Here is a 22,854-nt window from a genome sequence, read left to right on the forward strand (position 1 = left end):
ATAGTTTACGCACGTATTTACTTGTAATTTAAAAATACAATATCTAGTATATTTTTAGGACCGCAGCCTGCTTCGGCGCCTTCGTATGCTGCCTGCCGGCTTCATGCATTCCATGGCCGCGCAGCAAACTTGCGCCAGAAATGCCAGCCCAGCGCGGCCACCGCCAGCACACAGGATGCCAGCAGCCAGTGGAGGGTCCAGTCGTAAAATACTGTATAACCCATCCACGTGCGCAGGCCGTCGTAGACCAGCCGTCCTTCGGGCAGATCAATCGCATCAGACGGTTGCATCTCGCGCCGCAAGTCCCCGATACGCACGATGACCTGATACTTGTTCGGCAACCTGAACTCGGAGGTTTTTTTCGGGTCGAGAATGATCTCGTCGAACTGGAGCATGGTCCAGACTTTGATGGCAGTCCCCGGCAATTGCCAATCCCGCGCCTGACGATACTCGTGGATCGGATAGGATGGCAGATGCACCGCCCCCAGCGACGGCGTACCGCCGGCGGCAGGATACCAGACAAACGTGGGAGCGAAACCCTTGTTCGGGCTGGTGTAGAAACGATAACCGGCCAGTACCAATGGCGTCTGATCGCCGATCTCGCCGTGCTGTTCTACCCCATCGGCGTCCACGTAACGGACGGCATTGCGCGTTTTATCGCGCTGCACACCGGCTGCATAAGCGATGCGAAAACCGTCATTGCTGAAATGCACCCGATCCAGCCCGGACCGATGCCAGGGACCGGCCTCGAATGCGCTCAACTGGCCATCGAACTGCGCGCCTTCGGAAATTTCGACGCTCCCTCTCAGGTAAGTCAAACGACCAGCCGCCAGCAACAGCACAATCGCTATCAAACCCAGATGGAATATCAGCAGCGCCCGCTGGCGCCGGAACACCGGCTTGGTGGCCACTGCCGCCATCAGGTTGACGGCAAACAGCGCCAACGGCACCGCCAGCGCCCACGTTCCGTCCAGTTGTCCGGTATAGGACAGCAGTATACCGGCACCGAATGCAACGATGATGACGAGCGTCAGCTTGAGCGAGGCCAGCCGTTCGACGCTGATCCGCATCATGCGTGACACCATACACGGCGCGTCATGCTAAGCAACGCTGTGCAGCGTCCGAGCCGGTAACGCATGGCCTGTCGTCCTCTTTGGCATCATGGCGGGCTGCCGCACATCGCGCCTCTCATATAGTCTTTTCCGCCGCAATCGGAATCGGCCCATGCGCCGCTCTTGGCGAATGTGGTGACCCGCAGCACTGCCTTGTAATAATACGGACCGTTGGTGTAAGCGCCAGCCGGTGCCGCGGTGCCGGCTGTCTTGCCGACCTCCGGCCCCAGATCCTTCAGGTTGACCAGCAAGGCCTTGTTCTTCCAGCCATGCGGTACCGCGACATGGCACCAGGTGCAGCGCAATTCCCTGCCCATCCTGTCGACGTGGTAGTTATGCAGGTTGCCCTTGCCGGTGGAACGATCATAAAATCCGGTTTTTCTTCCGGTATCATTTCCGCTCGTATAGTTGGCTTTGGCATGACACTTGAAGCACAGCAGATTGTTGTTGCCGCCGCCGGTATCGGTCCACGCTCCCTTTAATATGAAATCGTTGTCGGAACCGTGCGGGCCCCAGGGTTTGCCATTGTCGCCGTTATCGGGGATCACAGAAGTGGTCGATGTCACGTTGGACCCATGACAATCACTGCAATACATCGTGTTCGATCCAACTTGGTTGCTCCATGGGGCCAGCCACGGATTGCCGCTGCTCATTCCACGGGTGGTTGTGGTGCGGCCGGTCGGATTCATCACCGGGTGCCAGGAACGATGGTTGCAATTGTCATACGCGGCAGCGGCGCCGGCGGCAACACCCGCGTTGATACAGACATTGCTTGCAGGTCCTACATGTCCGATCGGCGTCTGAAATTCCTTGGCCTGATTCGTATACATCGTTGCACCATTAATGCTTGTGGGAGTGCCGCCGCTGAAACTACCCAGTGTGGGCCGATTACCGAAACCGGTGCCACCGCTGGCTTGCGGCAGATTGTTATCCGAATAACCGTAATCGGAATGGCACTTCAGACAAATCTGGTATTCCCGCGTCACATAGCTGGCATTAACATCAGAACTGGGATTGGTGCCCGGATCGCCGCGTTTGACGCTATAGCCCGACGGCAGTGATTGAAACGATGCCGAACCGTAGGTCGGTTCCACGCCCCAACTGCCACGCAGTACGCCGGAAGCAATGTTGGTGTGGCTCATCGCGGTATCTGTGTGCGGATGGGTGCCGGCCGCATCCGGCGCACCAGAAATAGTGCCAGCCGGATTACCGCGAAAATCGCGGAACTTCACCACCCGATGCGGATTGTGGCAGTCGCTGCATTCGGCATGACGGTTGCTCAGCGTGCCGACCCCAAGTTTGGTGCGCGATTCGATAAAATCCTTGCCGCACTTGCCGCTCGTCTTGCTGCAATTGGCATCGACGTTGTCATTGAATACGCCGCCGATATCATGCACTTCGGTCGAACCGTCCGCCTGTTCGGAGGCTTTGATCGGCATATGCCGTGCAAGATTAAAATCCGTCTTGATGTCCGGAATCGCATTAGCCGTATTAGCAGTGTAGCTAACCGCTGAACTCGCGCTATTGGTGTGGCATTGATAGCAGGTCTCTTCGAGTGCGGCACTGCCGCCGGTCTTGGGACTTGCTATGCTGTCGGTGCCTTCGCGCAGCAAGCGCCGGGCGCCTTGTACCGTGTGCGTATCGTGACAGTTCAGACACGCCACCTGCCAGACCGGCGGATTGGTATTGGCAGGCGCATCCAGTGAGGACGGGAATTCACGCTGCTGTGCCGCAGTATCCTTATAGGCCTGCGTCGCCACCTGGTTGTTGGCATGCGCCGAATAGGCCCACGATACGCCGGCCTTGGCGTGGCAGGCGAGACAGATAATATCGCCGGTGCTGCTGAAATCACCGCCTGTCGGCTGCGTCACTTGAAAGCGGTTCATGCGCAGGAATTTGGCATTGCCATTGCTGCCGTTTTTATCGCGCAGATGCGGATCGTGGCAGGTGGCGCACTGCATCTGGTTATTTTCCAGCGGCATTTTAGGTTTCGTGGTTCCGGCTACCCGGTTCCCGACTGTCGTGCCATCGGGACTGCGCAATTCGCCATCGTAACCGGCAATCGTGCTGTTATAAGTAAATGAAATCGGATGGTCGCTACTGAGGTCGCTACCCAGATTGCGCGTAAAACCGGTAGTTGCGCTGCCGCTCGGCATCTTGACCGGGGACGCGCTGATCATCGCGACGGTGGCGTCCTTGATGCCGTTCAGTGCATTGACCTTGTCAATTGCCATCGTGCCATCGTGACATGACAGGCAAAGTTTGGAGCTGCCGCCAGGCGCCGCCGCCAGTTCCGCCGCATCGGCTTCCAGCGAACTGGAAGTGTAGTTGCCGCTGTAAGTAGCGCCCGATAATTGCCGATTCCAGAGTGGCGCCACAATTCCAGTGGTCGCCTCGTGCGGTGTATGGCAAAACACGCAAACCTGCGTTTCGGAACTGGCCTTGATGGTACGGGCCGGCACCCTGCCGCCGGACGGAGTCGCCGATCCATCGGCCGCCGCAGACAAATTATGCTTGGTGCCGCGCACATCGGAAATCTTGTCCGTCACTGCAATCGCCGCCTGCGCGAGCGCGGCGACCAGCAATAGCCCAAGGATGATCAGCCCCGCCGCTGAACGCCTATACCACGACATCACGTCCCTCCCAGTGATTGGAAAATGACGACCCGTCCGTTAAACATGTCCGCCACATAGATCCGCCCCTGCTGGTCGCTCCAGGCGCCTGCCGGCAAATAAAACTGGCCGACTTCCTTGCCGGTTCCTCCAATAGGCATCAAAAATTTTCCCTGATTATTAAATACCAGCAGATTATCGTAGAAAGATTCCACCACGTAAATATTGCCGGAGCCATCCACGGTCACGCCTTTCGGACGTGTCAAGTTACCTATATACAGTCCGCGCCGACCGAGCGTACCAGTGGACTTGCCTTTTTCATCGAAGATCTGTACCCGCGCGTTCATGCTATCGGCCACATATAACTTGTCGCCCGCGAACGACAAATGGGTGGGGAAGTTCAACTCGCCGTCGCCCTCGCCACGACGACCGATGACCTGCAGCAGGCGGCCATCATCATCGAAGACTTTGATATCGTGCGCGTGCGTGTCCGACACGTAAACCCGGCCGCGCTGCGCATCGCGCGCCAATCCGGTGGGACGGTTCAATATGCCCTGTCCGAAGCTGCCGAGCGGCTTGCCTTCCCGATCCAATCGAAACACCTGGCCCAGTTCGGCGTCCGCCACCAGGATCTGCCCGCCGGCACCGATGGCAATGCCGATCGGTGTAACGAATTTTTTGTGTTCCTGCGCCTGATTCCAGACCAACAGTTTGCCGGCAGACTGATCAAATACGAATATCGCATGATTGCTAATATCAGTGACATAGATCCTGCCTTGTGGATCGACTGCCCCGCTTTGCGGCCGCTTCAATATGATTTTTTCTTCGGCGCCACCGACAAGGCCAACCAGCCAGTTGAACAGTTTCATGCCGGCATTGCGGTTATTGGCCTCATCGGAGATGAAGTTCTCTTCGCCCAGCAATTGACCGACATAACGGTAACGCGGCGTTTCCGGTGCAGTCGGCCATATCCGAACAGTACTTGCGGCGCGATAGTCGGGGTCGAAGTGCATCACGTACTTGGTCTCTGCACAGCCGGACAAACACAGCACAGACGCAAGCAATATCAGCAATGCATTTTTGCGAAGAAAGTCTTCAATCAAGAGGTCGCTCTTTCATGCCCGGCGGTGCCACACGAAATGTCTGGATGCGTGCATTCAGACTATCGGCGACATACAGCACGTTTTGTTCCAACCACAAACTGGTGATCCGATTGAATGAAGAGGGTGTTGCACCACTGCCGCCGAAGCTTGCCACCAACTGTTCATGTGCATATATCTTGATCGTGTTATCGAAACTGTCGCTGACAAACACGCGATTGAAACGATCCACCGCGATCGCACCCGGATTCTTCAGCGTGCCGTTGCCGAATATATAGCGATCTGCGCCGTCTGGTCCGATCACGACCACCTGCCTGCTCAATCGATCAACCAGATACAAACCATCCGGCCCGCGCGCCATCGCCTCGATACTGCGACCTTCACTCGACTGCAGCACCTTCAGCACCCGCCCCAGACTATTGAAGACCACCACATGATTGTACAAACTATCGGCGACCAATAGGTTGCCACTGGGTTCATCAAGCAACACCGCCACCGGGCGCGCTACTTCCAAGTCGTTGCCGAACTTTTGCAACGGCTGGCCATCGGCTGAAAAATGCAACACCTGCCGTGCATTGATATCGGCTACGTAGAGCGACAGGTCGGGCGCGACCGCGATACCGGAGACGGCGCTGGCAGAATACGCGGCGAAAGGCGTCATGGTTTGCTGCGCAAGATCGTATAGAAAAATCTGGCGACGCCCGCCATCGACCACATACACAGTGTTGCCACGAGCCGCAACTGCGGTAGGCGACAGCCATGGAAGATAGCCTGCGAAACCCGGCATGCGCGGCGACGCAGAGAAGGGACTGGGTCGCGTGGCTATCCGGGCGCCAGTCAGTGTGACCCACGGAGTCAGTATCGGTTGGTTGTGTGCTGCGCCATCGGCAGTTTGCGCCGCTGCATGGTTGGATAGCAGCATCGCGACGAGAAATATCAACCCTATGCGCAATGACTGGCAACGGTGTCCAAGCTCACGTACTGTCATCATCGATTCCTTTTTTGTTGTGCATCTTCGGGCCGAATGCTACCAACGACCGGGTCCCGCCGTAGAATCACCGCCATTGATGCCGCTTTTCAGCCCGGAGTTGCCGGAGTGGCACAGGTCGCAGTTCGCTGGTCCCCACGCAATTCGGTCGTTATGGCACATGCCGCAAAATTTGCCGTCGATAATATCCGTCATCAGCACGTCGTTGCTGCCCGCGCGCATTTTGAAGCCGAGTTCCGAGTGACACACCTTGCAGCGGAAACGCATCCGATGAAACCAGTGCGGAAAAATCACCGGGCGCACGCCCGCCTTTTCCGCCCGTTTATTCAATATAACGTCCGCATATTCCGCATTTGCTGGCATAGAGAGCAGGGCAAGCCAGATGGCAAGCATGCCGCATAGGACACAAACGATCGTCCGCGTCCCACCAGGCCAGTCCATCTTATTTCTGCTCCCGATTTTTTTGGTGATAATCACTTGCGCGCCACACTGTGACAGCGCTTACATTCTGTCAAAGGAAAAGACACTGCGCCATGACACAAGCCGCAATATTCGCCTTGCAGGATCTCAAACATATTCACTGCTTTGGTAGCACCAGCCTTGGATTTAAACAGATGCTCATGACAATTGCTGCAGTCCAGCCACTCGGTATGCTGCTTGTGCGGAAAACGGACCATCGGCATCTCGCCGGTGCGCGGCATGATCACGTCCAGATCCAATACCCTGATCTTGGTATCCGGCAAGATATTGGTGCGCGGCGCAATAATACCCTGCTCCAGCGCATTGACCCACCGCACATTATTGCCCACTACATCGGACGGCAGTTTCGACAGCGCGTCCTCAGGTTCCTGCAACAGCTTGATAGCGGGATTGGCAGGATCATGCAAACCGTCCTGGGCCAATGGAACGTGATCACGGGCCGTTGCGCCGCCCGCCGGTGCAACGCCAGCCAATGCGATGCCTGCCAGCAGCAGCGTTGCCGCGACCCAAAGTCGGGCGGATTTGCTGCCAGTAAAGTGTCGTATACACATCAGCATAACTATCTTTATCCGGGTATATAGACACCAGCGCTACGAATGGCGCGCACCAATTGCTTGGTCGAGTCCTCCAACAAGCTGATCCCTGATTCAAAATCTTTTTTCGCCGCCACCACCTCAGCTTGAGCACGCAAAACCGCCGCCTGCTCCAGGTATTTCAGCACCATGCCGTCCAGTCCTGCATTGTTGGCGCGCTTTTCATCGAGCAGCACCTTGATCAACATGTTGTGGGTATCGTTGCGATCGACCTCGTAGAGATATTCCTCTTGTTTGCTTGCAAAATGCAACGAGCGCACCAAGGTGTCGCCATCACGCATGCCTTCGATTGCTAGTTTGGTTGTGAGATAAACCTGATCCAATAACGCGCGGCCCTGATCCAGTTTTCCTGCTGCGGCTAACGCGGTGGCGTCGCGTATTTGCGCTTCAATCGCGTTACTGGTTTCAGTGCCCTTTGCACCCAGACGTTTTTCTGTGCTGATACGCTTTTGCGCCGCCAGCAAGGCCTTCACACTTTCCATTCTATTATCGAAATCTCGCTGCTTTTTCTCGCCGGTTACTTGTTCCGGTGAAGCCAGACGCACGCTCTCGAACATCATCGTCGCAGCTTGGCCCAGCATGTGTGATGCATTGGAATAATCGCCTGTCTGGTATGCGTCATCGGCCTGTTGCCGCAATTCGCGGGCTTTGCCACGCAACGCTAGTGCCTGTGGATTTGCACTCGCTTCAATTTGCTTGGCGGCAGATGATTTTTCAATCAGCGTCGCAACCGATGCAAGACGGCGTGCCAGTTGTTCCTTGTGTTCCGACGCGCGTGCTGCGGTCGGACTGGCGTCCTGCATCTGCTCGGCGGCGTCAGCCGAGAAAATTGGCAAGCCGACCGTCAGGCACAGCAGCAGCGCGCTAGTGTTGATATGTCGTTTCATAGTGGCCTCAGGGCATGATCTCTGGAGACTGCGGCACGACCACACCCGCGATTCTCAGTGAGCGTTGTAAATGACTGGTCGCATCCTGTATGGTTTTCACTGCGGTCTGGTAGTCGCCGCCGCCCGCGTGCTTTTGCGCCACATCGCGCAGAGCGCGGCTCTGCTGCACGTGGCGTTCAGCCAGGGTGGCCGTTTCGCGTGTCGTGCTCCACTGAGCCAATGCAATCGGAATCAATTCCTCGTAACTGCGATTGCGCGCCAGTTCATGCCGAAATTCTTCCGCTGGCGAATCAAATTTCAGATCGTACACAATCGTTTCCGCCGTCAGCATTTTATTCAATGCAGATACCACGATGTTGTATGCGTTGTTCAACAACACGTTGGCTTGGTGCTGATTGCCGCCAACGATAAGCGCGTCGGCCTGGTCCACCATAGCGTCGATCCGACCGATATCGGCGGTGCCTGTGGAAGTCTGTACTTTTCCGGTCGACATGCGACTTGAAAAGTTTTTATGCAACGTTTGGAAGGTACGTATCGCCTCACGCAAATTCGTATTTCGCCTGTGTTCTTGCGCCGCCAGTTGCGCAACATCTGGCACCAGGGTGGAAGCTGAAACGATTTGCCGCAGCGACTCATCCAATAGCTGGATCGCCACTTCCGCACGGCCTGCATTGGACTCGGTTTCCGCCTTTGCATACAGCGCTTTTGCATCGGCAAGTTTCTTTTTCGCTGGTGCGTTATCGCTGTGCGGAATGCGCTGCACTGCCGGTGATTGTGCCAACAGCAGCCTGACCAGACGCAGCTTACTTTCCAGCGTCGCGCGCAAGGGATTGGCACCGACTTCGGCAACGCCAGGCGTATTGGAATTGGCCGCAGCGGATACCGGCTCGATCGCCGCCACCGCTCCGGCCAGCATCAATACCACCCAAACCCATGCAGGCAGTGCACTTTTACTGCTGTTTTTCATGGCTTGACTTCCGCTTTCACAGGCAGAGCCTTGCTCTTCGAATGGCAGCGGCGGCATTCGGACACCGGGAACGCAACCTTGCCATGGCACACGCCGCATTTCTGTCCCAGTAGAATCGCCGCCATGCTGATCTGGTTGGCACCCTTTTGCGGAATGAAAATCGCGGGATGGCAGTTGGAGCAGTCCAGCCATTGCGTGTGCTGCTTGTGCGGATACACCACGTCCGGCATCGAGCCCTTCACTTCCCGCACGATGTTCAGATCCATCACCATTGGCTTGACATTCGGATCGTTACGGTCATAGCGCGGATTGATCTTGTCTTCATTGAGCGACTTCACCCAATCGATCCGATTTCCGTCATTGCTCTTGGGCAATGGCGCGAACGCGGTCAGCGGCGGTTGCAACGAATGGGTGCCGTCGTTGGCAGGATCGTGAATGCCATCCTCCGGCGGCGGCAAGTTGCGCTGTGCAGGCGGACGCATCAATCGATTGAAGGTATTGACGTTGCCGGCCGATGCAGTTGCAACCGGTGGCGCCGCCGGCTTGACGGCCACTGAAGCAGGCGCTGCCTGTTGGACCGACTCGGCGGCGTCGGGTGCTTTTGTCACTTTGGGCGCTGTGCCTTTTGCACCCGGATCAGATTGGCTGATGATGTAATTCACCGCTGCCTGCACTTCGGCATTGGACAGTTTGGGATTGCCACCGCGGGCCGGCATCGCGCCCTTGCCTTTGGTCGCACTCGCATACAGTGCAACTGGCCCGGTCTTGATACGTGGCGCCCACGCGCTGACATCGCCAAGTTTCGGTGCGCCGGCCGCGCCGGTACTATGGCACGCGATGCAATTGCTATCGTAAATTGTCTTGCCGTTAGGCAGATCGGCAGCACCGACACCGATAGACATGGCAGTTGTCATGGAAAGAAATAGTGCTGCGCAGAGCATTTTCGAGTTGTTCATGATGGCTCCTATTTCTTCAGCGGCTGTGTGAGTGGCTGCTGCGACGGCCCAGTTGCGGCGGTGGGGGCGACCAGAGAATTGATGGTGCTCTGATGGACCTGGGTCGGCGCACCCGGTTTGCTGGAGTGGCACAGGTCGCAGTTCTCTACCGACCACGCAATGTTGCCGTTATGGCAGGCGCCGCAGTATTGGCCGTCGATAATTTTGACCATGTTGATTTCATTGCCCCCAGCCTTGAATTTGAAGCCGAGATCGGCGTGACATACCTTGCAGCGAAATCGAATTCGGTGAAACCAATGAGGAAATACCGCAGGGCGCATACCGGCAGCGTCCGAATAATTATTGATAACAATGTCACCGTATTCGGCATGAGCAAGCTGCATGTCTGCCAATCCGGTCACCAATATCATCAAAATCAGAAGAGCTCTTTTCACCGCGGCAGCATATTTCTTTAACGACATTTCAACCCACCTTTCGAATAAAACTAAAACTAAAAATTAATCTCCAAAATTGCGCGACAAGGAGAACATGATCGATTTATTGATTTTATTCACGTTCTCTATCCCCATAGCGGAACCGGCTCTGCTCTTTTGCGCGCCGCTCCTCGATATCATCATATTGGCCCGCAATTGCGTGCGTCCGATCACATAATCAAAACGATTTTCCCAGGCTGCTGTCTCCCGGTCCTGTACGCTGCCCAACAGCGGCAGCAACGCCTGACTGTTCAGGCGCAGATCGGATACGAAACGCAAACGGCGGATACCGAACACACGTTGATTTTGATAACTAATGGAAGCGCTTGAGGTTGACACAAACCCCTTGTTTGACGTCGAATTTGTTTGCTGGTTGAACGGGTCCATATTGCCAAAAATCGTGTTTGCACCTTGGCGCACCGATTGTATCGTCAGATTGCCGGTCCATGAACTGGACCCGCCGGTCGGAAAATTACTTGAGGCCTGAAAATTAATAAGCTGAAAAAATTCCTGCGTGCCGCCCAGCGCCCGGGAATCGCTGGCGCTTAATCGCATTTGCGCCGAACCGGATTCCTGCTGCCGATCCCACGATAAGGAGCCGCTATGGGTCAGTTGTTTGGTGGGCCCGGCTTCGCTGCCGTTGCTCGACGTGCTGCTGCTCGAAACGGCGGCCAGGCTTTGGCTGCCGTCCACACTGACCGTAGACCCGCCCGCCAACTTGAAACTGCGGCTCAGGTTGTGACTCAGTTGCAGCGTCAATTGACGTCCGGAATCCTGTGCGCTGGACTGGTTGGTGGCGCCACCTGAAGTCGACCAGTTATATCGATAGCTGCCAAGCTCGATTGCGTCAGGCTGATAGGTCGCGCCCACAGATTGGTTGGAGCTGGTGCTTTTCGCGCCATTGCTTTCCGCTAGATTCAGGTTGGCACCGGCATTGATGCGAGTGAACCGGGTGAGGTCGTAATTCACGCCGAGGTTGGCATTGGCATTGCGAATGCGCGCGCCAACCGCGTTGCTGTCAACGCCAAGACCGGTGGTGTCGGCCCCCAGCGCGAACACGCGTGCGCCGCCGGTCACGGTCAGCGCCTGGTCGGCTGGACGCCAGAAAGCAAGGCTGCTCAGTTGCACCAGACGCGTATCGTTATCGCCCTGCTGCAGGTGATAGTCGGAGCGGCTGATATTGGCCATACTCTCCACCGAAATCGCTGGGTCCGGTGCGTAGCTGTGCTGCAACGACAAATTGTTTTGTACTGCGTGTTCGCTGCTGAACTCATGTACATTATTGGAGCGGTTGCCATTCAGTTGCAGGCGATGATTTTCCAGCCTGTGCGACAGACTCAGCTGCAGGCTATCCTGCCGGTCAGCACCGGAGTCGGCGCTGCTTTGCGTGTTGCGGTCCCAGCCGATCATCGAATCGCCCTCCGGTCTGAAGTAATGCTGTGTAAAGCCGTAGCGCTGGCTGGCGTAACCATTGGCGAGCGCCAGATCGGTGGAAACGTGACTGTCGTTGCGTTCGAAATGCGCTTCGAACGGAAAATTACTTTGCGCCAACGCCGATAACTGTCCGCTGCCGGTCATGATCACGCTCTTGCTGCTGTTATTGCTAAAATTGACTGCTTCATTTGTGTTGCTGCTGTCACGTGACATCGTCAAACCCAGACTACCATTCACCCGCGCGAACCACGGCTGCCAGATAAAGGTATTGATGCTGGCTTTCAATGTTGCGGTCAGTCCCTGTTGCATCCTGCTTTGCTCTTCCGCCATATCGCGCCGAAGGTCATACGACAATATGCCGCCGAATCGCACCGCTGGAATGGCCCACAAGACTCCACCGGACTCGGTCGCCGCGCCGGTTGGTGCTGATGCGGGGGCGCTACTGCTAACGGTTTTTTGCTCTGATGCGCCCGCTGTTGCGGGCGGCAATGCCGGTTGCGCTGTGCCGGGGCATAGAACTGCCAACATGGCCAGCAGCAAGGTGGGTGCGACACCGATATGCGTTGCTCGTCGATTAGCCACGGCACCCACCGATTACCCACCCCCACCCCATGTATTACTTGGGGGTGGGTCGCGGGTTGGATTGCCCGGCCAGCGGCAGGAAGCGAGACCGGTCAATCTGTGCTGGCGTCTTCGCTCTCAAGTCAGCCACGAATGCAGTCCACGCACGATCGTCTTGCTCGCGTTGCGCCAACTCCTGCGCACGCGTTTTTACCGCTTCAAATTCATGCAGTCTGGCGGCCTTGCGGTCGGTCAACCGAAATACCGCGAAGCCTTCCAGCAAACGCACTGCATCACTAATTTGACCGGCCTTCAATTTAGCCAACGCATCCTGGGCGCCCTCCGGCAGCATGCCGCCATGCAGATAACCCATGTCGCCCCCCTGCTTGGCAGAGTCATCCGCGGAATGCTGGCGCGCCAGCGCAGCGAAATCCTCTCCGTTGTGCGCACGTTTTGCGATAGCCTGCGCTTGTGCATCGACCTTGTTCCAGGTTGCGCTCGCCGCCGATGGGTCGACCTTCAACAGAATCAGCGAGACGCGAAACTGTTCCGGCTCGGTAAACTGGGCCTGATGCGCGGCGTAATAGGCCTTGACTTGCTTCTGGCTCGGCTTGCCGCTGGCGCGCGCTGTTTTTTCAAGCTGGCCCAGCAGGCTATCCTGCTCCAGGCGAAGCAGTAACGGTGGCAGCATCTGGGCCCGGTTCTTTTTCCATTGCGCGCTTCCGGCATAGCGCTGCTCATACGACTGCACCGTTTTTTGAATCTCGGCGGCGTCCGCACGCAATCCCTTGCGCTTTGCTTCGCGCAGCAGCAGGATGCGCGCGACCATCTGGTCGCCCACTTCCCGCTGCAGCACGGCAATCTCGTTGTCAGGCGGCTTGCCGTGATAGAACTTGCCGCGCGCCGCCGCATTGAACGCTGCGTTGTATTCGTCCTGCGTGATCACGCTTTCGCCGACTGTTGCGAAGACGACCGCTTGCGCCGCAGCACCCGCGACTACCGGCGCAGTCGGGTTAGCCGCAACGATATCTGCTGCCGCAACCAGCGCCAGCGAGAACAGCGCCGCTCGCGATAAATAATTGGGTATATGTCTCATAACAGCCTAGCTTCCTTGTCAGCGTTCAAAACCAGCACAAATAAGAGATAGGCAAAAAAGGTAGACAAGTCCCCCTGTCCACCTCTTGATCAAACAAACAATCAATGACTTATTTGATATGGCATGCCAGGCAAACTGCACTTCCGTCATTCTTGATACGCAGGAAGGTCGCATTAGCGCTGGAATGAGGGTCGTGGCAGCTTGCGCACTCGACAAAAGGCTGCGGCAAGGTTGCAACAATGTTACTCGTCCCACTAGCCCATGCATCGCCAGCTTTCCCCCGAGTGTAAAGCTGCATATCGGTCTTCTCACGCGTTGCCGCCGTTCCAATTGCAGTATCGACCCACCATACTTGCGTGCCATTCAATGGCGCCGATTGCGCGTTATTGAAATCCGTATCCTTGAAAGTACTGTAGGGGCCGGTCGCTGGGATTGTAGTGCCGGACGGTCCACCGCCGTATTGAATGCCGACCGGATGGTCGTTCGTCAAGTCCGTGCCAATTTTGGAATATTCACCCGTGATCTGGCCTGACGTCTGATTAGCACCCGTCCAATTACCGATGGTACCCACCGAACCAGTAGTGCCTGAGCCTGGTGAATTGATCACCACATTCATTGCCTGGGTGCCGTCATGGCAGGAAAGGCAGGCCAGCGACACCGAGCCAACCGGCGCCATGGCACCATCCAGACTGGAAGTGCCCAGGGTGTTGTAGGTGGTGTAGGTAGGTGGACTGGTAATGTTTCGGTTCCATAACGGCACCGAGGCACTCGTATCCGCGCCGTGCGGCGTATGGCAAAACACGCAGATTTCAGCGGTGCCGGTGGTCTTGTTGACACCAGGGTTTCCAGTAGTGGAACCAAGATTATGTTTCGTATCAGTAATCCCTGCCAGTGCCGGATGACTGCCAAACACGCCCAGTGCCAATAACGCGATGACCATGCTGCCGGCCAGTCGTGCCAAGAAATCTTTCATTAAAGTCCTATTCATGATTCTGTTACCCGCCTTTCTTATTGACATTGTCTTTACCATCAAGCTCGCCATCCAAAATTTTGAATGTATTCAAGTTCTATACAGCAAGTTTCAGGCCAGATACTGTCTTGATCTCGGTCAAGCATTTGAGTGTGTTCTTCGTGCATTTTTGCTCTTTCCGGACATCAGTCATTCCCGAAGGCAGGAAAAACTTCCCGTTTCCGGGATTGACCGGCGCTATTTTTTGATGACATCTTGCTTTTGCACGGTAAAGCCTGCGTCGGCGGCGAGCTTGGTCGGCCGGTAGATATCGACCTTTTGGAAGTACTGATCCACCATGTAGACCCGGCCGTCGCCATCAATCGCAATCCCGGACGGCAACATGTATTTCGCCATGCCGTCTGTTTCCGAACGGCTGCCGACCGACAATAACAATTCACCTTCGGGGGTGAAGATCTGGAAATTGCCGAACGCGCTATCGACGACATACACATTTCCATCCGCATCGGTGGCCGCTTCCTTGGGACGGGAAAATTGCCCGCCCTGACGGCCGATGCCGCCGAACTCGCTCACAAACGTGCCGTCCGGGCGGAACACCTGCACTCTGAAATTGCCGCCGTCGACCACATACAGCAAGCCATCGCGGCCGATCGTCACGTCGCGCGGCAAATTGAATTCGCCCGGACCCGAGCCGCGTTTGCCGATATCCAGCAAATGTTGGCCGTTATGCGCGTCGAACACCCGCACCATATGTTGGTCGCTGGAAACGCCGCCGGTATCGACCACATAGATGCGGCTGCCCGCGCCATCGACCGCGATGCCGGATGGACGCTCAAACCATTTTTCACCGCCCGCCAATGTGCGCTGATATTTGCCATCCCTGTCGTACACCTGAACCTGTTTGGCCCTGCTGTCGACCACGTACAGATTGCCATTGCCATCGACGTCAAGACCCATCGGCGTGACCAGTTTTCCGGGGTCATCGTCACCGATCTTGAAAGTGCGCTGTCCCGGAATATCGAACACCACTACCTCGTGCAGAGCAGTGTCGCTGACATAGACGCGGCCATGATAGACTGCGACGCCATACGGTTTTCCCATGCCTTCGCCGGTTTTGATTTCACCCGTCAGCAGTCGCCTCAGGCCTGCATTCTTGTCTTCGTTGACCACATCGGCATTGCTGCGAATGGTGCGTTCGTAAATGAAACGCGCCTGGTCAGGCGGCGCCGGAAAGACAGGAATTTCTTGCACCTTGGGGCTCTGGGTGGATACTGCACAACCGGCCAACAGCAGAACGCCGGCCAATTGAAGAATATCGAAGATCACCTTACCGGAAATCTGTTTTTTCATTTTCACGTTTTGCATCCGTTTTGCATCCTCTTGTCAGACGCGCGCAATACCAAAAATAAATTGCCCGCGAGTTTGGCGTAAGCAAACAACATACCATCCGCCAACAATGGGCTTTGAATGACAAGAACGAAAGACGGAGTACGCTTGGGCATCAATCTTGCATTGAATTCTTCCAGAAATTCATTTGGGTTTCTGTAAAGGTCGCATCATGCGACCTCGCTTTGCCAACCTTGCTTTTATAAAAATGACCAGAAACAGACTGCTTGCCATCACGCGCACCCTGCTGCCATTCGCCTATCGCGCCTATCGTCATCTCGCGTATCTGTTGCTGCTTTGGACCGCGGGCAGCTTTTCGCTGGCGCAAGCCGGCGCACATAGCACCCTCGGTGGAGAAATCCGGCCAGCCGTTCTCTATCACAATTACTGCTCGGTCTGCCACGGCGACAAAGGTGATGGCAAGAGCCGCGCACAAAACAGCCTGAATCCGCCGCCGCGCGATTTCACCACACCGAATGCCACCCAACTGACGCGCGCGGGCATGATCGACGCGGTGAAAAACGGCCGCACCGGCACTGCAATGACGGCCTGGAAAACCCAACTCAACCCGAAGGAAATCGAAGCAGTGGTGGACTATCTGCGCAATACGTTCATGCCGGCATCGGCGGCACCCGACAGCAGCCGCGGGCGCATCGTGTTTAGCAAGAGTTGCTCGGTGTGCCATGGCGAAAAAGGCGATGGCCGCAGCCGCGCACAAAACAGCCTGAATCCACCGCCGCGCGATTTCACATCGCCTGCCGCAAAAACCGAACTGACGCAACAACGAATGATCACTTCGGTGACCTTTGGACGCCCGGACACCGCAATGGCCGGCTTCAAAACCCAACTCGGCAAGGAAGATATCAGTGCGGTGGTGGATTACATCCGCGCCGGCTTCATGGCGAACGCGAACACGGATGGCATTTCCGGAATCCGGAATGGCCGGCACCAGGCGCCACCGGTCGGATCGAATACGCCGCTGGCGGCTACATCGATACCGACGCCAGCGCCTGCCAATAAACCTGTCAAACCTGTCGTAGTAAATATGTCGGTGCCGATGCCCAACGCCTTGAAAGGCGACATGGCCAAAGGCGGCGCCTTCTATATGAGCAACTGCGCCACCTGCCACGGCAGCAACGGGGACGGTCGCGGTCCCCGCGCCTATTTCATCAATCCGAAGCCGCGCAACCTTCTGCACCCCGCGTCACGCCAGGAGTTCAATCGTGTCGCGCTGTTCAATGTGATTTCCGCGGGCAAGCAGGGCACTGAAATGCCGGCATGGCGGCAGGTGCTGAATCAGCAGGAAATCGCCAATGTCGCCGAATTCGTGTTTCAGCGTTTCATCCAGCCGACCGCAGGAAGCTCCAAGCCGGCGAAGGCTGCGAAGTAATGAGAATTCCGGTTCTACTGATACTTGCCCTCTGGCTGACGGCGTGTTCCGATAAGCCGCCGTCGACAGTGGTCGTACCAAAAATATCGACTGCGGTTGCTCCCGCGACCGCGCAGCATGAATTGGGTCGGCGCATCTACAATTTCCGCTGCTATTTCTGTCACGGTTATTCTGGCGATGCGCAGACCTTGGCCAGCACATATCTCGATCCGCGTCCGCGCGATTTCATCGCGACGGCCCCCGATCAACTCAGCCGGGAGAAGATGCTGGACGCAGTCAAAAACGGCCGCACCGGCACCGCCATGCGAGGATTCGACGGGATATTACAGCCGTCCGAAATGGCGGCCGTGACGGACTTCGTACGCCAGCAATTCATGATTGCCAAGGCGACCAATACGCGTTACCACACGGCGGAAAACGGCTGGCCGAATCACGAACGCTACGCTGCCGCCTTCCCGTTTGCGACCGGAAAAATCACAATTGACACCCCGGCCAAACAGCTGACGCCGGCGCAAAGAGCCGGCAGGCACCTGTTCATGTCGACCTGCATCAGTTGCCATGACCGCGCTAGAGTGAGCGAACCGGGATTGCCCTGGGAGTCGCGTCCACTGTCCTATCCGCGCAACGGATTTTCGCCGGGCGACAATTATGCTTCACCGGGCCGCGCTGCACCGGGCGATGTGCCGAAAGTTGACGCAATCACGAGCGCCACACCCTATCATCTGCATGACAAAGTGCCGCAGCTTGCAGGCTTGTCGGCACAGGAACTGCGCGGCGAAACCATCTTCCAGCAAAATTGTACGTTTTGCCATGCCGCCGACGGCACAGCGCGCAACTGGATCGGCAGTTTCCTGGAGCCGCATCCGCGCGATTTAACCGCGACAACATTCATGTCCACCATGACGCGCGAGCGTCTTGCCGGCGTGATTCGGGACGGTTTGCCCGAAACCTCCATGCCGGCCTGGAAATCGGTGTTGCCGGAATCGGATATTCAGGCAGTCATCGCCTATATCTCACGGGCTTTCCATCCGCTGGCGCCGAGCCATTCAGCTCCCGTTTCCAGCGACGCGCCACGCAAGTAGACCAGGCCGGCTGTATCAACTTCGAGCAATCTGCGTTCTTTCGATTCATTGATTGCTTCTCGGCACGCACGTTCGCATGAATATCGCTTACGTCTTGGCAATAGGCACCTATCCTGGATTCCCATCTTTGAAAATTGAGATTGGAATTTTACTGTTTCTGAGAATGGAATCCGTATCTAAAATCACGAGCAACGATCTGCAAGGGGCAGTCAAAAAATTTGATTTGTAAATCCTTGTGGCACATTAATTGCTAAATTCCAACAATGTAACTTCCGTTGTACTTTTAAGCTGTGCAATTTTTTAATCTCAAGGTGAACACATGAAATCCCGTATCGTTAGTGCCGCAATCATCGCAGGATCTTTGTTAATCGCTACCCAAGCCAATGCTGTCAGCGGCAAGGATGTCTATACAAACACATGCGCCGCATGTCATGCCACTGGCGCGGCAGGCGCGCCCAAGCTTGGCGACAAGGCGATCTGGGCGCCACGTCTGGCAACTGGTGCCGATGCCTTGCATACTGCCGCCCTTAAAGGCAAAGGAATCATGCCACCGAAGGGCGGAAATGCCGGTCTGTCCGACGCGGACGTCATCGCTGCGGTGGATTTCATGATCGGCCAGTCCAAGTAATCTCGTACGTGATTAACGGTTGACAAAGTAATGGTTGACCGAGGCGCACGCTGACCCCGTGCGCCGTTCAACAGATTTTCCTCCGAAGCTTCCCGTCCCTGGCTATCGTTCCACCCTTACGGCGTCTTTGAATTTGTCGTACTACGGTGTTGAACATGATGAAAGCTACCAACAGAGAATCCCATACCAGAGAATTCATAAATGTCCGTAATCGTTTGACATTCAGGCATGCGCTTTGTGATCATATCGAAGCGATGTCTACAACAAATTGCATCGCATTGAAATTGGCTACACCGCTCTGTTATGGGCACTTAGAAGGGAATGCACCATGCGCAAATTCATTGTTTCGAACCTGTTGTCGCTCATGTTTATAGTGGGTGCGGCGTCAGGTTTTTTTATCAGCAATGCCGGTTGGTGGGGATTGCACTTGGGCGCGCGCGATCTGAGCCAGATGTATCACACCAATACCGAGAACCTACTCCAGGTATCTGAAGTAGAGAGCGGCTTACTCCAAGGCCATGAACTGTTCCTCGACATTTTAAAAAAACAGCAGTTTTCCACCGCCGACACCAATGCACTGGCGGTAACCGATAGCAAGCTGAAAGCGCAATTCGATCAACAGAAAAAATCCGGAACGCACCGAGAGCAATGGGCCCAGATCGCCAGTCAGTATGCACGTCTTTCCGTGGGCCGCGAACACCTGCTGCGCATGCTGGCAGAAAATCCCGATAGCATTTATCGGTTGTACGTCACCGATACGCTACCGTTGTCCAATCAGTTGCATCAATCGTTACATCAGCTTTCTCCGCTGACGATCCAGGCGACACAGCAAGCGTACGCCTCGGCAGCTGAAACCAATCGTAATGCGCGCGATACAGTGCTCGCGCTGTCATTGCTGGCTACCCTGTTTTTCTGTTTCACTGCATGGCTCACGTACCGGCAAGCTATGGAAGGAAGGAAGAAGACCGCACAACTAGTTCGCGAACACGCGCTATTCAAGACACTATTTGACGGCACCAGTGATGGCATCATCCTGTTAAGCAAAAATAAAATCATCGATTGCAACCATACTGCATTGCGACTGTTCGCAGCGCCAAGCGCAGCGCTGTTTGCCAGCGTCAATCTCAGTCAGGTGCAGCCGACTCGGCAGCCCGACGGCAGCGCGTCCGACGAAGCATTCCGTACCAGGCTCGATGAGAACATCGCATCGACCGGGACGCCGCGATTTGAATGGAGTTTCAAATCGCTCGAAGGCAAGGAATTCCCAGCCGAGGTCACCATCAATGCCGCCCGCATGGGTAATGACAGCATCGTCCAGGTGATGGTCAGAGACATTACCAAGCGCAAGCAAGCGGAAAATTCGATGCGTCTGGCAAGCCAGGCGTTCGAAAATTCGCTTGAAGGCATCGCCATCACCGATGAAAATAATAATTTTCTGAGCGTCAATCAAGCATTTTCCACAATAACAGGTTATGCCCCCGAAGAAGTAATCGGCAAGAGTCCGAGCATACTCAGCTCCGGCCGGCAAACCAAAGAGTTCTACAATGACATGTGGTCATCACTGAATGAGCGTCGAAAATGGCAGGGCGAGATATGGAATGTTCGCAAGAACGGCGACATTTATCCAGAATGGTTGAATATCAGCCAACTTGTCGACAAGCACGGAAAGGTTACCAATTTCGTTGCCGTATTCAGCGATATTTCAGAACTTAAGGCCGCCCATGCGCGCATTCTGCATTCGGTCTATCACGATCAGTTGACCGACCTGCCCAACCGTGTACTGTTCGCCGATCGCCTGCATCAATTGTTTGCAGTGGCAGGAAATAACCCGGAAAACAATATCGCAGTGATGTTCATGGACCTGGACCGGCTGAAGGTGGTCAACGACAGCATGGGCCGCGAAGCCGGTGACCAATTGCTGCGAATGGTTGCCGCTCGCCTGAACGGCTGCATTCGCGAAACCGACACGCTGGCGCGCATGAACGGCGATGAATTCGCGATCCTTCTCAGCAAAATCGCCAATATCGAAGATGCAACCGCCGTCGCGCAAAAAATTCTGCACATTTTTGAACAGCCATTCATACTCGACGGCGAACCGATTTATGTCTCGCTGAGTATCGGCATCAGCGTATATCCGACCGATGGCACCAATTCTGAAGCGTTGCTGCAGAATGCGGCGATGGCCATGTATCGCGCCAAAATGGCGGGCGGCATTGGTTATGAGCTTTATGACCAGGATCTCGGCGCATGGGCCAGCAAACGCTTGGCGATCGAAACCGGTCTGCGCAAGGCAATCGACCGTAACGAACTGGAACTGTATTATCAACCGCAGTTCGAGTGCCATACAGGCAATCTGATCGGATTTGAAGCCCTGCTGCGGTGGCAGCATCCCGAACTCGGGCTGATTCCACCTGATGCGTTTTTGTCGGTTGCCGAAGAAACTGGCTCCATCGTTCCGATTGGCGCATGGGTACTACAAACCGCCTGTGTGCAGGCGCAGGCATGGCGCCTGCAGTCGCCCCAGCATCGCCTGATTGCAGTGAATCTGTCCGCACGACAGTTGCAACACCCAGATATCGTAAAACACGTTATATCTGCATTGAACATCAGTGGTCTACCCGCCAATTGCCTTGAGCTCGAAATCACAGAAAGCATGATGATGCGCAAAGTGGATACCTGTATCACGGTCATGCACCAGTTGTCAGCGCTGGGCGTGGAGTTCTCGATCGACGGCTTCGGCACCGGCTATTCATCGCTGGCTTACCTAAAAAAAATGCCGATCAATGCGCTCAAAATCGACCAGTCATTTATCCGCGACATCGTGACCGATGCCGATGGCGCAGCGATCGTCGGTGCAATTTTTGCAATGTCACACACACTCGGCTTGCGTGTAGTAGCGGAGGGAATTGAAGACCAGGCACAATTGAATCACCTCAAATCGTACAATGGCATCATCGGCCAGGGCTTTTTGCTGGGGCGACCTATTCCAGCGCAGGCAATGACGGTGCTGATCGAGGAGACAGAAGCGAAAATCGAACTTGAACCGTGCCTGTAGTAGCTAGCCGGTAAATTAACATGTTGCTGGCGGTGTTAAAACCTGGTTCAACCCCGCGCTGAGTTTGGCTCTCACGGGGTTTTCTTTCAAAGATAATTTGTGCTCGATGAAAAAGGCCGCAAACCCAAATGGGGCGCGACCTTCTGTTAAATCAACAACACTTTAAGTTAGCCCTAGATACGATATCGCGCCTGGGTTATCCCATTTTAGTATTACTACGCAAATGCTCGTAGGGCAACTAGCCCACTAAATCAACACACTTCTAGAGGACCGTGCCAGTCGGTAGAAACTGGCGAATAGATGGCAACTGTCAATGTGCAGGGTGTCTGTAAATATCTCTATCGGGCCATAGACCAGCTAGTACCAATTGAACGTCGATTTGATTACCATACCGGAATTGCTGCGAGATAGTGGTAAAAATTACGCTTGATCATAACGCCTGATTCCAGGGGGTTTTACAAAATACGCCTGCATCAGTGCGAGGCTAATCGTGCAAGGACACGAACGGTGCATCTGTTTCGTGCAGTCGTTCGCGTCCTTGAATCATCAGCTAGCCTTGCTGACCATGTAATCGACTGCAGCCTTAACGTCTTCATCCTTCAGGGTGGCATTGCCACCTTTAGGCGGCATCATTCTGATGCCATTGATTGAATTGGTGTGCAGCGTATCAATGCCCTGTGCAATGCGTGGACCCCACATTGCCTTGTCGCCAAATTTCGGTGCGCCCAGTACTCCGGCTCCATGACATGCCAAGCAAGTGGCGGTATAAACTTGTTCGCCCTTAACTAAATCGCCAGCAGGTGCTGCTGGCGCGACTACTGTAGGCGTTGCAGGAGCAGTTGCTACTTCTGGTGCTGTAGCCGCTGGCATCGTTTCCGCGGCCGGTGGTGTTTTTTCGCCGCAGCCAGCTATGACAAAAGCAATGGCGAGTGGCAAGAATTTAAGCGTTTTCATGTATCTTCTTCCTATTTAAATTAAAAATTTTCCGATGCAATACATTGCGCTGCACCACACGTTTAATCAAACCAATGTATCTTTTGCAGCGCATTGATCCCGACTACAAAGATTTGACACGCTACAGCAA

Annotated in this window: 19 protein-coding genes; 4 read left to right on the forward strand and 15 right to left on the reverse strand. The window is 55.4% G+C overall.

Annotated elements, in window-relative coordinates; translation table 11 throughout:
* Window positions 1-101 precede the first annotated feature (101 nt).
* The 14 genes from KGFNPO_RS11085 to KGFNPO_RS11150 all read right to left on the reverse strand — a co-directional run bounded on the left by KGFNPO_RS11085 (window position 102) and on the right by KGFNPO_RS11150 (window position 15,579).
* Entirely contained in the window at window positions 102-1,073 is a 972-nt protein-coding gene (locus KGFNPO_RS11085; protein ID WP_472631338.1) for a cytochrome c biogenesis ResB family protein, read from the reverse strand.
* A gap of 86 nt (window positions 1,074-1,159) precedes the next feature.
* The gene (locus KGFNPO_RS11090; protein ID WP_472631339.1) at window positions 1,160-3,745 is read right to left on the reverse strand and encodes a cytochrome c3 family protein; all 2,586 of its coding nucleotides are present in this window, start codon (window positions 3,743-3,745) and stop codon (window positions 1,160-1,162) included.
* Window positions 3,745-4,827 (reverse strand): 6-bladed beta-propeller, encoded by a 1,083-nt coding sequence (locus KGFNPO_RS11095; RefSeq protein ID WP_472631340.1) that lies wholly within the window; start codon window positions 4,825-4,827, stop codon window positions 3,745-3,747. Before KGFNPO_RS11095 ends, KGFNPO_RS11090 begins: the two co-directional genes overlap by 1 nt.
* Window positions 4,820-5,815, reverse strand: a complete 996-nt coding sequence (locus KGFNPO_RS11100) for an NHL repeat-containing protein (RefSeq protein ID WP_472631341.1) — start codon at window positions 5,813-5,815, stop codon at window positions 4,820-4,822. Before KGFNPO_RS11100 ends, KGFNPO_RS11095 begins: the two co-directional genes overlap by 8 nt.
* Window positions 5,816-5,851: 36 nt before the next feature.
* On the reverse strand, window positions 5,852-6,289 hold the full coding sequence (locus tag KGFNPO_RS11105; RefSeq protein WP_472631342.1) for a c(7)-type cytochrome triheme domain-containing protein: 438 nt from the start codon (window positions 6,287-6,289) through the stop codon (window positions 5,852-5,854).
* On the reverse strand, window positions 6,286-6,843 hold the full coding sequence (locus tag KGFNPO_RS11110; protein ID WP_472631343.1) for a c(7)-type cytochrome triheme domain-containing protein: 558 nt from the start codon (window positions 6,841-6,843) through the stop codon (window positions 6,286-6,288). Before KGFNPO_RS11110 ends, KGFNPO_RS11105 begins: the two co-directional genes overlap by 4 nt.
* A gap of 14 nt (window positions 6,844-6,857) precedes the next feature.
* Window positions 6,858-7,772 (reverse strand): hypothetical protein, encoded by a 915-nt coding sequence (locus KGFNPO_RS11115; protein WP_472631344.1) that lies wholly within the window; start codon window positions 7,770-7,772, stop codon window positions 6,858-6,860.
* Window positions 7,773-7,779: 7 nt separating this feature from the next.
* Window positions 7,780-8,739, reverse strand: coding sequence for a hypothetical protein (locus KGFNPO_RS11120; protein ID WP_472631345.1), 960 nt, complete (start codon window positions 8,737-8,739; stop codon window positions 7,780-7,782).
* The gene (locus KGFNPO_RS11125; RefSeq protein WP_472631346.1) at window positions 8,736-9,695 is read right to left on the reverse strand and encodes a c(7)-type cytochrome triheme domain-containing protein; all 960 of its coding nucleotides are present in this window, start codon (window positions 9,693-9,695) and stop codon (window positions 8,736-8,738) included. The genes KGFNPO_RS11120 and KGFNPO_RS11125 overlap by 4 nt, the downstream gene beginning before the upstream one ends.
* Before the next feature lie 8 nt (window positions 9,696-9,703).
* Complete coding sequence (locus KGFNPO_RS11130) at window positions 9,704-10,156, reverse strand: c(7)-type cytochrome triheme domain-containing protein (protein WP_472631347.1); 453 nt, start codon at window positions 10,154-10,156, stop codon at window positions 9,704-9,706.
* A gap of 36 nt (window positions 10,157-10,192) precedes the next feature.
* Window positions 10,193-12,184 (reverse strand): hypothetical protein, encoded by a 1,992-nt coding sequence (locus KGFNPO_RS11135; RefSeq protein ID WP_472631348.1) that lies wholly within the window; start codon window positions 12,182-12,184, stop codon window positions 10,193-10,195.
* Between the two features lie 34 nt (window positions 12,185-12,218).
* The gene (locus KGFNPO_RS11140; RefSeq protein ID WP_472631349.1) at window positions 12,219-13,259 is read right to left on the reverse strand and encodes a peptidylprolyl isomerase; all 1,041 of its coding nucleotides are present in this window, start codon (window positions 13,257-13,259) and stop codon (window positions 12,219-12,221) included.
* Window positions 13,260-13,368: 109 nt separating this feature from the next.
* Complete coding sequence (locus KGFNPO_RS11145; RefSeq protein WP_472631350.1) at window positions 13,369-14,232, reverse strand: cytochrome c3 family protein; 864 nt, start codon at window positions 14,230-14,232, stop codon at window positions 13,369-13,371.
* A gap of 234 nt (window positions 14,233-14,466) precedes the next feature.
* Window positions 14,467-15,579: a 6-bladed beta-propeller gene (locus KGFNPO_RS11150; protein WP_472631351.1), complete on the reverse strand. Its 1,113-nt coding sequence runs from the start codon at window positions 15,577-15,579 to the stop codon at window positions 14,467-14,469.
* Between the two features lie 244 nt (window positions 15,580-15,823).
* Between KGFNPO_RS11150 and KGFNPO_RS11155 the strand changes: the two genes are divergently transcribed.
* The 4 genes from KGFNPO_RS11155 to KGFNPO_RS11170 all read left to right on the forward strand — a co-directional run bounded on the left by KGFNPO_RS11155 (window position 15,824) and on the right by KGFNPO_RS11170 (window position 21,770).
* A complete protein-coding gene (locus KGFNPO_RS11155) occupies window positions 15,824-17,005 on the forward strand; it encodes a c-type cytochrome (RefSeq protein WP_472631352.1) in 1,182 nt (393 codons plus the stop codon).
* The gene (locus tag KGFNPO_RS11160; protein WP_472631353.1) at window positions 17,005-18,087 is read left to right on the forward strand and encodes a c-type cytochrome; all 1,083 of its coding nucleotides are present in this window, start codon (window positions 17,005-17,007) and stop codon (window positions 18,085-18,087) included. The genes KGFNPO_RS11155 and KGFNPO_RS11160 overlap by 1 nt, the downstream gene beginning before the upstream one ends.
* Before the next feature lie 319 nt (window positions 18,088-18,406).
* Entirely contained in the window at window positions 18,407-18,715 is a 309-nt protein-coding gene (locus tag KGFNPO_RS11165; RefSeq protein WP_472631354.1) for a c-type cytochrome, read from the forward strand.
* Window positions 18,716-19,043: 328 nt separating this feature from the next.
* Window positions 19,044-21,770, forward strand: coding sequence for an EAL domain-containing protein (locus tag KGFNPO_RS11170; protein WP_472631355.1), 2,727 nt, complete (start codon window positions 19,044-19,046; stop codon window positions 21,768-21,770).
* Between the two features lie 546 nt (window positions 21,771-22,316).
* On the opposite strand, the gene KGFNPO_RS11175 is transcribed toward KGFNPO_RS11170, so the two are convergent.
* A complete protein-coding gene (locus KGFNPO_RS11175; RefSeq protein WP_472631356.1) occupies window positions 22,317-22,724 on the reverse strand; it encodes a c-type cytochrome in 408 nt (135 codons plus the stop codon).
* Between the last annotated feature and the right edge of the window lie 130 nt (window positions 22,725-22,854).

The sequence above is a fragment of the Gelidimonas diazotrophica genome (assembly GCF_055694025.1).